The sequence below is a fragment of the Xanthomonas sp. CPBF 426 genome (assembly GCF_903989465.1).
Taxonomy (GTDB): domain Bacteria; phylum Pseudomonadota; class Gammaproteobacteria; order Xanthomonadales; family Xanthomonadaceae; genus Xanthomonas; species Xanthomonas euroxanthea.
Window position 1 is genome coordinate 2,495,850 of the sequence record NZ_LR861805.1, and the last position, 13,401, is coordinate 2,509,250.

At 65.8% G+C, this 13,401-nt stretch carries 12 protein-coding genes and 4 tRNA genes; 3 read left to right on the forward strand and 13 right to left on the reverse strand.

Going from position 1 to position 13,401, the window contains the following annotated elements; translation table 11 throughout:
• Positions 1–19: 19 nt before the first annotated feature.
• The gene (locus H7A87_RS10635; RefSeq protein WP_119128738.1) at positions 20–385 is read right to left on the reverse strand and encodes a DUF6164 family protein; all 366 of its coding nucleotides are present in this window, start codon (positions 383–385) and stop codon (positions 20–22) included.
• Positions 386–446: 61 nt separating this feature from the next.
• Here H7A87_RS10635 and H7A87_RS10640 point away from each other — a divergent pair, with 61 nt between their 5' ends.
• Entirely contained in the window at positions 447–878 is a 432-nt protein-coding gene (locus H7A87_RS10640; protein ID WP_164739046.1) for an FKBP-type peptidyl-prolyl cis-trans isomerase, read from the forward strand.
• An 11-nt stretch (positions 879–889) separates the two neighbouring features.
• Entirely contained in the window at positions 890–2,152 is a 1,263-nt protein-coding gene (locus H7A87_RS10645; RefSeq protein ID WP_119128737.1) for a TIGR03862 family flavoprotein, read from the forward strand.
• On the opposite strand, the gene H7A87_RS10650 is transcribed toward H7A87_RS10645, so the two are convergent.
• A complete protein-coding gene (locus H7A87_RS10650; RefSeq protein ID WP_119128736.1) occupies positions 2,136–3,428 on the reverse strand; it encodes a nucleotide sugar dehydrogenase in 1,293 nt (430 codons plus the stop codon). The genes H7A87_RS10645 and H7A87_RS10650 overlap by 17 nt on opposite strands.
• A gap of 142 nt (positions 3,429–3,570) precedes the next feature.
• Between H7A87_RS10650 and H7A87_RS10655 the strand changes: the two genes are divergently transcribed.
• Positions 3,571–3,654 (forward strand) — tRNA-Leu (locus H7A87_RS10655).
• A gap of 345 nt (positions 3,655–3,999) precedes the next feature.
• Here the strand turns inward: H7A87_RS10655 and H7A87_RS10660 are convergent.
• From H7A87_RS10660 to H7A87_RS10710, 11 genes are all read right to left on the reverse strand, one after another.
• Positions 4,000–4,075, reverse strand: a tRNA-Gly gene (locus H7A87_RS10660).
• 80 nt (positions 4,076–4,155) lie between these two features.
• Positions 4,156–4,229: transfer RNA gene (locus H7A87_RS10665), tRNA-Cys, on the reverse strand.
• 68 nt (positions 4,230–4,297) lie between these two features.
• Positions 4,298–4,373, reverse strand: a tRNA-Gly gene (locus H7A87_RS10670).
• Positions 4,374–4,409: 36 nt separating this feature from the next.
• Positions 4,410–5,042, reverse strand: a complete 633-nt coding sequence (gene pgsA / locus H7A87_RS10675; protein WP_016902574.1) for a CDP-diacylglycerol--glycerol-3-phosphate 3-phosphatidyltransferase — start codon at positions 5,040–5,042, stop codon at positions 4,410–4,412.
• On the reverse strand, positions 5,042–6,898 hold the full coding sequence (gene uvrC / locus H7A87_RS10680; protein WP_119128735.1) for an excinuclease ABC subunit UvrC: 1,857 nt from the start codon (positions 6,896–6,898) through the stop codon (positions 5,042–5,044). Before uvrC ends, pgsA begins: the two co-directional genes overlap by 1 nt.
• Complete coding sequence (locus H7A87_RS10685; RefSeq protein WP_180496625.1) at positions 6,895–8,313, reverse strand: hypothetical protein; 1,419 nt, start codon at positions 8,311–8,313, stop codon at positions 6,895–6,897. The genes uvrC and H7A87_RS10685 overlap by 4 nt, the downstream gene beginning before the upstream one ends.
• 23 nt (positions 8,314–8,336) lie before the next feature.
• Positions 8,337–8,801 (reverse strand): low molecular weight protein-tyrosine-phosphatase, encoded by a 465-nt coding sequence (locus tag H7A87_RS10690; RefSeq protein ID WP_119128734.1) that lies wholly within the window; start codon positions 8,799–8,801, stop codon positions 8,337–8,339.
• Positions 8,798–9,577 (reverse strand): 3-deoxy-manno-octulosonate cytidylyltransferase, encoded by a 780-nt coding sequence (kdsB, locus tag H7A87_RS10695; protein WP_119128733.1) that lies wholly within the window; start codon positions 9,575–9,577, stop codon positions 8,798–8,800. The genes H7A87_RS10690 and kdsB overlap by 4 nt, the downstream gene beginning before the upstream one ends.
• A 551-nt stretch (positions 9,578–10,128) precedes the next feature.
• A complete protein-coding gene (gene lpxK, locus H7A87_RS10700; RefSeq protein WP_119128731.1) occupies positions 10,129–11,172 on the reverse strand; it encodes a tetraacyldisaccharide 4'-kinase in 1,044 nt (347 codons plus the stop codon).
• On the reverse strand, positions 11,169–12,938 hold the full coding sequence (gene msbA, locus H7A87_RS10705) for a lipid A export permease/ATP-binding protein MsbA (RefSeq protein ID WP_104582571.1): 1,770 nt from the start codon (positions 12,936–12,938) through the stop codon (positions 11,169–11,171). Before msbA ends, lpxK begins: the two co-directional genes overlap by 4 nt.
• Positions 12,935–13,399, reverse strand: a complete 465-nt coding sequence (locus H7A87_RS10710; RefSeq protein ID WP_104582570.1) for a biopolymer transporter ExbD — start codon at positions 13,397–13,399, stop codon at positions 12,935–12,937. Before H7A87_RS10710 ends, msbA begins: the two co-directional genes overlap by 4 nt.
• Positions 13,400–13,401 lie beyond the last annotated feature (2 nt).

Here is a 13,401-nt window from a genome sequence, read left to right on the forward strand (position 1 = left end):
GATGCGGCCGCAGGTGCGATCAGCCGCGCAGCAGCAGGAACGGCAGCAGCACCAGCGAGGCGACAATTAGCATGCCGATCAACGTGACAATCACGAACAGCGGGCGCTTGCGCAGCAGCGCGCCGAAGGTTTCGGCGGTGCCGGCAGCGAGCGCATCCTGGCGTTGTGCGCGCGCGAGGGCACCCCGCTGCGCCTGGTACGCATCCATCGCCGCCTTGGCGCGCGGGTAATCGGCATCGTCGCTGAGCCAGATGCCACCGGCGGAAATGCCCCAGTTACTGGGCCGGGTTTCGTAGATCGGCACGAGATGCTCGCGCATCAGCGCCCGTACCTCGTCGGCCTCGTCATCGGGAACATTGCGCAGATTGAGCAGCAGCTTGGCCATGGGCGGGATGATACCGGGAGCCGGATGCGATAATGGCGCACTTCCCTTGCCGGACCCTCCCATGCGCCTTCTGTTGACGCTTTGTGCTGCCCTGCTGCTCGCAGCCTGCACGCCCGCCCTGCCGCCGTCCGGCGGCACCATCGCCGCGTTCGAGCGGATCGACCGCAACGTCGGTACCGGTGCCGAAGCCACGCCGGGCGCGATGGTCACCGTGCACTACACCGGCTGGCTGTACGACGAAAAAGCCGCCGACAAGCACGGCAAGAAGTTCGACAGCTCGCTTGATCGCGCCGAGCCATTCCAGTTCGCGCTGGGCGGCCGTCAGGTGATCCGCGGCTGGGACGAAGGCGTGGCCGGCATGCGCGTGGGCGGCAAGCGTACCCTGATGATTCCACCCGAGTACGGCTATGGCGACAACGGCGCAGGTGGGGTGATTCCGCCCGGCGCGTCGCTGGTGTTCGACGTGGAATTGCTTGGCGTGCAGCCGCGCTGAAGGCCTGAGCAATGACGGATGCGAGCAAGCGGCGGCTGGCGGTGATCGGTGGTGGGCCGGCCGGTCTGATGGCTGCAGAAGCGGCGTGTGCGGCGGGCCTGGCGGTCGACCTGTACGAAGCCAAGGGGTCGGTGGGACGCAAGTTCCTGATTGCCGGCAAGGGCGGGCTGAACCTCACCCACTCCGATCCGATGCCGGTGTTTGCGCAGCGCTATCGCGAGCGCACCGATGCAGTCGCCTCGTGGCTACAGGCGTTCGATGCAGACGCGCTGCGTGCCTGGGCGCGCGACCTGGGCGTGGAAACCTACGTCGGCAGTTCCGGACGCGTGTTCCCGATGGATCGCAAGGCCGCACCGTTGTTGCGCGGCTGGGTGCGCCGACTCAAGGAACAGGGTGTGGCATTTCATGTGCAGCATCGCTGGCTTGGCTGGAGCGACGACGGCGCGTTGCGCTTCCATGCGCCCACCGGCGACGTCGAACGCACTGCAGATGCCGTGGTGCTGGCGCTCGGTGGTGGCAGCTGGCCGCAGCTCGGTTCCGATGGTCGTTGGCAACCGGTGCTGCAGGAACGCGGCATTGCGGTGGCACCGCTGGTACCGGCCAACTGCGGCTTCGACATCGCCTGGAGTGCGCATTTCGTGCAGCGACATGCCGGTGCGCCACTCAAACCCGTGGTTGCGCACTGGCAGGACCGCCACAGCACACCGCATCAGTTGCAGGGCGAGTGCGTGGCGACGTCCACCGGCATCGAGGGCAGCCTGATCTATGCGTTGGCTGCGGATCTTCGCGCGCAGATCGATGCGGATGGCGTGGCGGAGCTGGTGCTGGACCTGCTGCCCGGGCGCACGCTGGAACGCGTCAACGCCGAGCTGGAAAAACCGCGCAAGGGACGCAGCTTCAGCGAGCATCTGCGCCGTCAGCTCGGCATCGATGGCGTCAAGGCCGCCTTGCTCTACGAACATCTGGGCAAGCAGGCGGGCGACGATCCTGCGCTGGCAGCGCGCACGCTCAAGCGATTGCCGCTACGTCTGCTGCGACCGCGCCCGCTTGCCGAGGCAATCAGCTCGGCCGGTGGTGTGCAGCTGGAGGCGCTGGATGCGCAACTGATGGCGCGCGCGCACCCCGGCGTGTTCTGTGCCGGCGAAATGCTTGACTGGGAAGCACCGACCGGTGGCTATCTGCTGACTGCCTGCTTTGCCAGCGGATTACGTGCCGCGCATGGCGCGGTGCAGTGGCTGCAGCGACCGGGCGACCGCGCTACAAGCGATCGCTGACCGCATTGCGCGGCCATACCGATTTGACGTCATAGATCACCGCACCGGGTTTGCCCAGCGCTGCGATGCGCTGCGCGTCGTAGTCACGGTATTGCGCGTGCGCCACTGCCAGCACCACGGCGTCGTAGGCACCTTCGTCTGCAAGCTCGCACAACTGCACGCCGGCATGATGCAGCGCTTCTGCAGGGTCGGCCCACGGGTCGCAGGTATCGACCTGCACGCCCGCAGCTTGCAGCAGCTGCACCAGTTCCAGCGCCCGGCTGTTGCGCAGGTCCGGGCAGTTCTCCTTGAAGGTGGCGCCCAGCACCAGCACCCTCGCCTGCGCAAGCACCACGCCACGCGTGGCCAGCATGCCGCAGACACGCTCGGCCACGTGCCGGCCGACGCGGTTGTTGACCTGGCGCGCGGTGTGGATCAGGTCCGGGTGGTAGCCCACGCTTTCGGACTTGTGCATCAGGTAATACGGATCCACTCCGATGCAGTGGCCACCGACCAGGCCGGGCCGGAACGGCAGGAAATTCCATTTGGTTCCGGCCGCCTCCAGCACATCCAACGTATCGATGCCCAACTTGTCGAAGATCAACGCCAACTCGTTGACCAGCGCAATATTGACGTCGCGCTGGATGTTTTCGACCACCTTGGCGGCCTCGGCCACGCGCATCGATGGTGCCCGCCAGGTGCCGGCAGTGATGATGCTGGCATACAAGGCGTCGACCGCATCGGCGGCTTCGGCGGTGGAGCCGGAAGTGATCTTGCGGATATCGCGCAGGCGCCGCTGGCGGTCTCCCGGATTGACGCGCTCAGGGCTGTAGCCACAAAAGAAGTCGTCGTTGAAGCGCAAACCCGAGGCAGCTTCGAGCAAGGGCACGCAGACTTCTTCGGTGGTGCCCGGGTAGACGGTGGATTCGTAGATCACCAGGTCGCCGGGTTTGAGCGCGGCGGCGATCAGCGTGGTGGCACTGCGCAGCGGTTCCAGGTCGGGCTGCTCGAAGCTGTCGATCGGCGTCGGCACGGTGACGATGAAGATGCTGCACGCGGCCAGGTCCGCAGCGTTGGCGGTGTAGCGCAGGCAGGTGGCGGCGGCCAGCTCGGTGTCGTCCAGCTCCAGCGTGGCGTCATGGCCATCGCGCAATTGCCCGACCCGTTGCGCATCGATGTCGAAGCCTAAGGTGTCGCGCTGTTCGCCAAAGGCGACGGCCAGCGGCAGGCCGACATAGCCCAACCCGATCACGGCGATGCGGGCCTGCAACGGAGCGAGTAACGTGGTGCTGGACATGCGGTTCCTTCAATCGTGCGCAGCCGGTTGCTGCGCGCCTGCGCGGTGGCAGCATAGCGCAGCCGACCATCGGGCCATCAGTGCAGCGCGACTGCGACGCGGCGATTCACAATCGGCGCGCAATCAGGCACGCTATCGCAATGCCCGGGTGGCGAAACTGGTAGACGCAAGGGACTTAAAATCCCTCAGCTGCAAGGCTATGCGGGTTCGATTCCCGCCCCGGGCACACGCTTATCGCGTTGCGAATCGCGCAACGCCATGCACGCACCGACAAGTCTCCCCAGTTGCGTTGTTGCAGCCATGTCGCATGGCGATCAGTCACACCTGTGCGTCGTGCTTGGGCAATGTATTGCGCGCCCTCAGGCAGCTCCCTGCCCCCGAAAATGATCGCATGCGTCAATGCATCCCGGCCCGACGTGGAAGATCGCGAGCAGACCATGGATCGACGCTACCGCCGACGTCGACAGTGATGCAAAACTGCGTTGAACGAGATGGAGCTGCGCGCTCCTGCGTACCAGACGATCAACCAATAAAAAGCCCCGAATATCGTTTGATATCCGGGGCCTGAATTTGGAGCGGGAAACGAGACTCGAACTCGCGACCTCAACCTTGGCAAGGTTGCGCTCTACCAACTGAGCTATTCCCGCGTGGAGCAAAATTGTACAGCTTGTTACTTCGTTGCGCCAGTCCTGTCGTCGTTGCCGACGCATGAAAAACGCATGCAATGTGGAGGCCTGGGCCGGAATTGAACCGGCGTACGCGGATTTGCAGTCCGCTGCATAACCACTCTACCACCAGGCCGAAACATCAAACCCAAGGCATCCTGCCTTGAAACAACGAGACCTCGGGCAAGGGGCCTTGTCTACATCTGGAGCGGGAAACGAGACTCGAACTCGCGACCTCAACCTTGGCAAGGTTGCGCTCTACCAACTGAGCTATTCCCGCTTGGGAGGCGAAATTCTACAGCGAACAGCATCGCTGTCAACTATTGCTTTCGACTTTTTTCGGTTTGCTGGTGATCGCGGCTTTTTCGTCGGCACGCAGGCTCGGCCAGGCGGCCTGCAGGTACTGGAATCCCGACCACAGCGTCAGCAGCGCGGCGATCGCCAGCGTCCAGTAACCGGCGCGGAAGATCAGGTTGCCGAACCAGATTTCGTGCGTGGGCATCTGCCCCGGCGTGACCGAATACAGCAGGCAGAGCAGCGCGACCATCTGCGCGGTGGTTTTGACCTTGCCGATCACCGCCACCCGCACCTTGGCGCGCTGGCCGATCTCGGCCATCCATTCCCGCAACGCCGACACCGCGATTTCACGGCCGACGATGACCGCCGCCCAGAACGCCATCCACGGTGTGGGGTGGCCCTGCACGATCAGGAACAATGCCACTGCGACCATCAACTTGTCGGCCACCGGATCCAGGAATGCACCGAAGGCCGAATACTGGTGATAACGCCGCGCGACCCAGCCATCCAGCCAGTCGGTGATGGCGGCCAGCGCGAACACGCCGGCGGACGCGAAATTGGTCCAGGTGTACGGCAGGTAGAACACCACGACCAACACCGGGATCATCACGATCCTCAGCAGTGTCAGCCACGTGGGGATGGTCAACTTCATTACGGACTCGACTCGCCTGCCGCATCGGGAAGCGCCAGCCCGTGCAGGTTAGCGTAGATTCGCGCGGCAAGTGCGGCATTGACGCCCTCCACCCGCGCAATCTCGGCCTCGCCGGCGGCCTTGAGCCCGACCAGGCCGCCGAAATGCTTGAGCAGGCTCGCGCGCCGGCGCGGACCGATGCCGGGGATATCCTCGAGCTTGCTGGTCATGCGCGCCTTCTGGCGACGGCCACGGTGACCGGTGATCGCAAAACGGTGCGCTTCGTCGCGCACCTGCTGGATGAACTGCAGTGCCGGCGATGCCGCGCCCGGCCTCAGCTCGCGGCCATCGGCCATGATCAGCGCTTCATGCCCTGCCCTGCGTTCCTCGCCCTTGGCCACGCCGACCAGCAGCACGTTCTCGATGCCCAGATCGGCCAGCGCGCCCTTGGCCTGCGCCAGCTGACCGGCGCCGCCATCGATCAGCAGCACGTCGGGCAGCACGCCGTTTTCTTCCACCGCGCGTCGAAAACGCCGTTCGATGGCCTGACGCATTGCGGCGTAGTCGTCACCTGGCGTGATCCCGGAGATATTGAAGCGCCGGTATTGGCCCCGCACCGGCCCATTGGCATCGAACACCACGCAGGAGGCCACCGTCGCCTCGCCCATGGTGTGACTGATATCGAAGCACTCCACCCGCTTGACCTGCTCGGCCAGCCCCAGCATCTCGCGCAGTGCCTCGCTGCGTGCGTGCTGCGCGCTCTGGCTGGTGAGTTCGGTGACCAGGGTCAGCTGCGCATTGCGGGTGGCCAGCAGCAGGTAGCCGGCACGTTCGCCGCGCACGTTCCACTTCAACGTGACCTTGTGCTCGGCGGCGCTGCCGAGTGCGGCCTCGATCAGTTCGGCATCGGGAATTTCGCGATCGAGCAGGATCTCGCGCGGCGGCGAATGCTCTGCGTAGTACTGGGATACGAATGCAGCCAGGATTTCGTCCGCACTGTCTTCGCCATTGGTCTTGGGAAAGAACGAGCGCGTGCCCAGGTTGCGGCCATCGCGAAAACTCAGCAGCAGCACGCAGGCCTGGCTGGCTTGCGTGGCGCAGGCCAGCACGTCCAGATCCGCCGCGCGGCCGTCCACGTACTGGCGGTTCTGCATGCTGCGCAGCGAGGACAGCAGGTCGCGCAGACGCGCAGCGCGCTCGAACTCGAGCGCTTCGCTGGCCTGCTGCATCGAGTGCATGATCTCTTCGCCGAGCTGGTCGCTCTTGCCTTCCAGAAACATGGTGGCGCGGCGCACCGATTCGGCGTAGTCGGAAGCGGCGACCAGCTCCACGCAGGGCGCGCTGCAGCGACCGATCTGATATTGCAGGCAGGGCCGCGAGCGATTGCGGAACACGCTGTCCTCGCAACTGCGCAGCTTGAACAGCTTGTGCATCAGGCTCAACGTTTCGCGCACGCCGGTGACGCCGGTATAGGGGCCGAAATAGCGCCCCTGCACGGCGCGCGGGCCACGGTGCAGGGCGATGCGCGGCCACTGCTCGCGTGTCAGCAGCACGTAGGGATAACTCTTGTCGTCGCGCAATGACACGTTGTAGCGCGGAGACAGCGACTTGATCAGCTGGTTTTCCAGCAGCAACGCTTCGGCCTCGCTGCGGGTCACGGTGACGTCCATCCGCGCGACCTGCGACAGCATCGAGGTCAGCCGCGCATTCTTCGGCGTGCCGTTGAAATAGCTGCCCACCCGCTTGCGCAGCGCACCGGCCTTGCCGACGTACAGCAAGGTGTCGTCGCTCGCGTACATGCGGTAGACGCCGGGCGCAGTGCTCAGTTGGGCAGCAAACGCCTTTCCATCGAAATCGGCTTGGGGCCTTGCGTTCATTCTTCTATCGAAACATCGCGCAGTTCGCCGCTCGCCAGGTCGTAGCGCAACACGGCATGGGCATCGGTCTCGGCAATCCATACCGCGCCGGCGGTAACTGCCAGCCCGGCCGGGCCATGCAGGCGGCGTGGCAGCAAGACGGTGGTCAGTTCGCCGCCGCCCAGACGCAGGCAACGCAGGCGGCCGTTGCCGGTGTCGGCAATCCAGAGCATCGGCGAATCGGTAGCCAGGGCGATGGCTTGCGGAAACTGCAGGCGCGCCGTGCCGCGCGGCCCGTCCTCGTCGCCGAACTGCCAGGTGCCCTGCCCGCCGACCAGGGTCTGCACCAGATCGCCGCGCAATTGCATGGTGCGGATCGACGAGCCCAGGCCATCGCAGACGTAGGCTACCTGCTGCACCGCGGCCAACCCGGCCGGCTGTGCGAACGCGGCCAGATGCCCGCTGCCATCGCGAATCTCGAGCGCGCCGGTACCGGCGCGTGCGCTCAATGCTGCGCGACCCAGGTCATAGCTCCAGATGCGGTTGTCGCCCGCCATGGCAATCAATACCTGATTGTCGGCAACCGCCAGCCCTTGCGGGTAATGCAGCGCCGAGGCACCGGCGAACGCCAGCGGCCCCTCGACCGGCTCGCCGGAGCGCCCGGTGCCGCACAAGGTGTCGACCTGCCCGCTGCGCAGGTTGATGCGACGCAAGGCGTGATTGCCGGTGTCGGCGACATACAGCTGATCGCGTTCCAGCGCCAGGCCCTGCGGACGCCGGAACGCCGCTTCACCGACGCCACCATCGATGAAGTCCGCATTGCCATGACCGAACTGGCGCAGCACGCGGCCACCATGCGTGCATTCGAGCACGCGGTGATGACCGGTGTCGGCGATGTACAAGCGGTCCTCGGTGGCGGCAAGACCGGTTGGAAACCGCAGCTCCAGGCGCGGCTCGGGGTCGCGCTCGGCGACCCCATGCAGGTCGGCATCGGATGGCAGCTGCTGGCCTTCACATAATGCGGCCAGTGCCTTGTCGAGATCGCCAGTCACGCCGACCAGGCGCTGACGCTCGCGGCCGTAGGCATCGAGCAGCACCAGCGTGGGCCAGGATTCGATGCCGAAACGGCGCCAGGTCTCCCAGTCCCTGTCGAGCAAAATGGGGGCGCTGACACCATGACCGCGCAGCTGCTTGAGTGCGCGTTGCGGCTCGCGTTCGCTGTCAAAGCGCGGCACCTGCACCACGATCATCTGCAGCCGGCCGGGGCTGCGGGCCTGCCAGTGCGCCAGCTCGGCCAGGCGCTCGGCGCACCATACCGAGCTGGCATTGACGAATGCCAACACCAGTGCACGCCCGCGATGCTCCTGCAGCGTGGATGGCCTGGCGTTGAGCCAGGTAGGAAATTCCGGCAGTTCCTGGGTGAGCTGGGCAGTCATATCGTAATTATGCCCAAGCCCGATTAGCGGCGGGTGAGCCTGGCCACGGTCTGGCGCGCAGCGGTATCGACCAGTTGCCAGGCACGCTCGAAATCGTCCATGCCACCGGTGTAGGGGTCGGGGATCTCGTCGCGCTCTTCCACACCCGCCCAGGGCAGCCACAAGGCCAGCTTGTCGCGCAGCGGCGCCGGGGCGAGGCGTTGCAGATCACGCAGATTGCTGCCATCGGCGCACAGCAGCCAGTCGAAGTGCTCGAAGTCTGCCGTACGCACCTGGCGCGCGCGCAATCCGGAGATGTCCACGCCATGGCCGCGTGCACAGCGAATCGCGCGCGGATCGGGTGGGTCGCCGGCATGCCAGTCGCCGGTACCGGCCGAATCGACCTCGATCCGCCGCGACAGACGCGCCTCGTCCAGCCGCGCACGCAGGGCGCCCTCGCCCATTGGCGAGCGGCAGATGTTGCCCAGGCACACGATCAGCACCCTCATGCCGACGCCAGGCGCGTCTGCGCGCGCGCCAGATCGTCCGGGGTATCGATGCCCGGCGGAAACTGCTCGGGCGTCACTGCCACCGCGATGCGGTGGCCGGCCTCCATCACGCGCAGTTGTTCCAGTGACTCGATGCGCTCCAGCATGCCGGGCGGCATTGCGGCAAAGCGCTGCAGAAACCCCGCACGGTAGGCATAGATCCCGATGTGGCGCAGCCACTGCCCGTCACCGGGCAAGGTGTCGGGCTGACTGGCAAAGCTGTCGCGATGCCAGGGAATCGGCGCGCGGCTGAAATACAAGGCGTCGCCGCCAGCACTACGCACCAGCTTGACCACATTCGGATCGAACAGCTCGTGCGCGTCGTCGACCTGCGCGGCCAGCGTGGCCATCTCGGCACCGGAGTGCAGCAGCAGCTGGGCCACCGCACGGATGCCGGCCGCCGGCGCGAACGGCTCGTCGCCCTGCAGGTTCACCACGCAGGTGTCGGCCACCCAGCCGGCGATCCGCGCGCATTCGGCAAGCCGGTCGGTTCCCGATACGTGCGCATTGCCGGTCATCGCCACATGCACGCCGGGCAGGCCGTCGATCACCTCGGCAATGCGCGCATCGTCGGTGGCCACCCAGACCTCGCGCGCCCCGGCCAGCAGTGCCCGCTCGGCCACATGCTGGATCATCGGGCGATCGCCGATCAATTGCAGCGGCTTGCCCGGCAAGCGCGTGGACGCGTAGCGCGCGGGAATGGCGACGACGAAATCTGCAGGCGTTGAGTTAGTCATACGTGCGCGCTCTGGAAAACTGGAATGTGTGAGGAAACGAGATGACCACATCGCATCATGCACCCGCGTGATGCTTGAAGTTTTTACGCATAAAGCATCCACGACTTCGAACCATTGCATCGCGGAAACGCGGTTCGATGCTTAAGCAAAAGCTTAAGTGAATCGAGGGCGCGGTGTCCTCACCGCACCAGAGAGTTGGTCGCTGGCCACGTGAAAAGCTGGTTGTCGCTTGATCTGCACCGGACGTCGAGAAAGCGTATCAGTGTCGGACAACGCACCTCTCGCACTGCTTTTTAAACTGTGCGCACCGACCATCCCGACTGGTCCTTGCCCGCCCACCGTCGCGGGACCTTGAGCGGCATGGATGCCGCGCCAGAGCCTACACGGACGTACTTGCGGCGTGTCCTGCGATGGTGGGTGGGCAAGGACCCTGCAGCCAAGCCAGGCATCAAAGCCGATTGTCGCACCCAGCACTTCAGGACAGCTCGGAAAGTGCCCAGCGCTTTAGATCGCTGAAGGGTCCATCCACGGCGCCATTGCTGGCGCCGCGCTTACACGCCTTGCCGACTCGCCAACTTGTCCAGGCGATCCAGCAGACTCACCCAGAACGCCGCCGGCAACTCTGCCTTGAGCGGTACGCTGTACAGCCACTCGTCGGCGAAGGGCCGGCATTTGACCGCGTCTTTTTCGGTCATCAGCACCGGCAGGCGGCTGCCGAAACTGAAGTCGGCGGCGCGATAGACGTGGTGATCGGGAAAGGCATGCGGCACCACGCCGATGCCCCGCGCGCGCAGCATCGCGAAGAAGCGTTCCGGATGCGCAATCCCGGCCACTGCATGCACGCGCTGGCCGGCCAGCCTGCTCAATGGCTGAGCGCGCTTGCCATCCATGGGTTGCACGCTGTCGATGCTCAGGCGCATCTGCCATTCGCCGAATCCGGCGTCATCGGGCGCGGGCACGGGTGTCGTCGTCGCTGCGCTGGCCTGGCCCAGATTGACCACGCGGAAATCGCAGTCGCGCGCACGCGCCGCCGGCTCGCGCAACGGCCCGGCCGGCAACAGGCGCCCGTTGCCGTAACGGCGCTGGCCATCGACCACTTCGATCTCCACATCGCGGGCGAGCCGGTAGTGCTGCAGCCCGTCGTCGCAGACGACGATGTCGCAGCCTGCTTCGACCAGGGCGCGCGCCGCGGCCAGGCGATCGCGGTCCACGCGCACGCGTGCGCCGGTTTTCCAGGCGATCAGTACCGGCTCATCGCCGCCGAGCGCCACCGGCGTGTCCGCCTCGACCCAGCGCGCCGTGCCCGATTCGTCACGGCCATACCCGCGGCTGGCCACGCCGGGCGTCCAGCCGGCCTCCTGCAACTTGGCGACCAGGGCAATCGTCAACGGGGTCTTGCCGGTGCCGCCGGCGGTGACGTTGCCCACCACGATCACCGGCACCGGCACGCCGTGGCGCTTGCGCCAGCCGCGGCGATACAGCGCGCGTCGCAGCGCGATGGCAGCACCGTAGACCGGCGCCAGCAGGCGCGCCGACAGCGGAATCGGCGCATTGTCGTACCAGTAGCCCGGCGTGCGGGCGCCGCGCTTGCTCATGCCTGACGTTCGCGAAACTGCATGCCGTGCAGATGCGAGTACAAGCCACCCTGCTCCAGCAATTGGCGATGGGTGCCGCGCTCGACGATGCGACCCTGGTCCATCACCAGCACCTGGTCGGCATGCTCGATCGTGGACAGGCGGTGCGCGATCACCAGGGTGGTACGGTCCGGCATCAATTTATGCAGGGCGTCCTGCACCAGGCGTTCGGATTCGTTGTCCAGCGCCGCAGTGGCTTCGTCCAGGATCAGAATCGGTGCGTCCTTGAGCATCGCGCGCGCGATCGCCAGACGCTGGCGCTGACCACCGGACAGGCGCCCGCCCTTGGTGCCCACGTGCGACTGCAGGCCTTCGGGCAGCTGCGCGACGAACTCCATCGCATTGGCGCCCAGGATCGCGCGTTCCAGCTGGCCGGCGTCGGCACTGCGCATTTCGCCATAGGCGACGTTGTCGGCGATGCTGCCATCGAACAGCATCACCTGCTGGCCGACCAGGGCGATCTGCCGACGCAGATCGGCCAATGCGTACGCCTGCACCGGGTGACCGTCGAGCAGGATCTGCCCGGACTCTGCCTCGTAGAAGCGCGGAATCAACTTGATCAGGCTGGACTTGCCGCTGCCGGAACGCCCGACGATCGCCGTCACCGTGCCCGGCTGCGCCACGAAACTGACCTCGGCCAGGGCCGGATTCACCTGCCCCGGATAACGCGCAGTGACGTTGCGGAACTCGATCAAGCCCTTGGCGCGCGTCAGCGGCACCGTGCCCTGATCCGGCTCGTCGGCACTGTCGAGCACCGAGAACAGGCGCTCGGCCGAGGCCAGGCCGCGCTGCACCATGTTCTGCACATTGGTAAGCTGCTTGAGCCCGGGAATGATCGTCAGCATCGATGTCATCAGCACCACGAAATCACCGGCGGTCAGCCGCCCGGCCAATGCCTGGGCACCAGCCACGAACAGCAGCGCCGACAGACCGATCGCGCCGATCATCTGCACCGTGGCGGTGGAAATGCCGCGCGTGGATTCGACCTTCATCGCCAGCCGCAGATTGCGGTCGGCCAGCGCGCCATAGCGCTCCATTTCGGTCTGCTGGGCGCCGTAGATCTTGACCTCCTGGTGACTGGACAAGGTCTGGTCGGCCGCCTGCAACAGATGCGCGCCGCTTTCCTGGATGCTGTGGCTGATGCGACGGTAGCGCCGCGCCACCTTGTCCATCACCCAGGCCAGCACCGGTGCCAGCACCAGGATGGTCAGCGTGACCTGCCAGCTATGCCACAGCATCAGCGCCAACGCGCCGATCACCTGCAGCGACTGCTGGATCATCACCTTGACCGCATCCACCGCCGCTTGCGCCACCTGATCCGAGTCCGAGCCCAGGCGGATCAGCATCGACGGGACCGGCTCGGAGTCGAAGCGCGACCCCGGCAGACGCAGGTATTTGGACATCACCTTGACGCGCAGGTCGCGCGCGATGCTGCGCGCGGATTTGCCCATCGCCATATCGGTGATATAGCCGGCGACCCCGCGCACCACGAACAACAGGATGATCTGCACCGGCAGCCAGCGGCTGACCTCGGCATTCTTGTAGATGAAGGTCTCGTCGGTGATCGGCTTCATCAACGCCAGAAAGCCGGTCGTACCTGCCGCCTCGATCAGCGCGGCAATCAGCGCGGCGACCAGCAACAGGCGATACGGCTTGGCGAAGGCCAGCAGGCGACGGTACGTGCGCCAGGACGAGACTGGCGCCGGGCGGTCGTTGGAGGTGGTCACTGGCGGGTTCCGTTAGTGCGTGTGTGGCCGGGTGTGGGTGTGGTGCCGGCCTGCGGCGCTGTGGCGATCGCGATGCGGCGGAAGCCGAGCTGCCCCAGCGCATCCTGGGCGGTCACCACCGCCTGATACGGTGTACGCGCATCGGCGCGCATCAACACCGTCTGCTCGCGGTCGTCACCGGCGATCTGGGCAATGGTCTGCTTGAGCGAATCCACATCCGAACGCAGCACTTCCTGATCGTTGATGAAATAACGCCCGTCGGCATTGACCAGTACGCTCAATGAACGCGGCGGCGCGCTGGTGTGCTGGTCGCTGGCGGTCGGCAGCTGCAATTGCAGCGTGGAGCGTGCGTCGAAGGTCGTGGTCACCACGAAAAAGATGATGAGGACAAGGATCACGTCAATCAATGGCACCAGATCGATATGCGGCTCGTCCTGGCGTCGGTCACTGCCGATGCGCATCC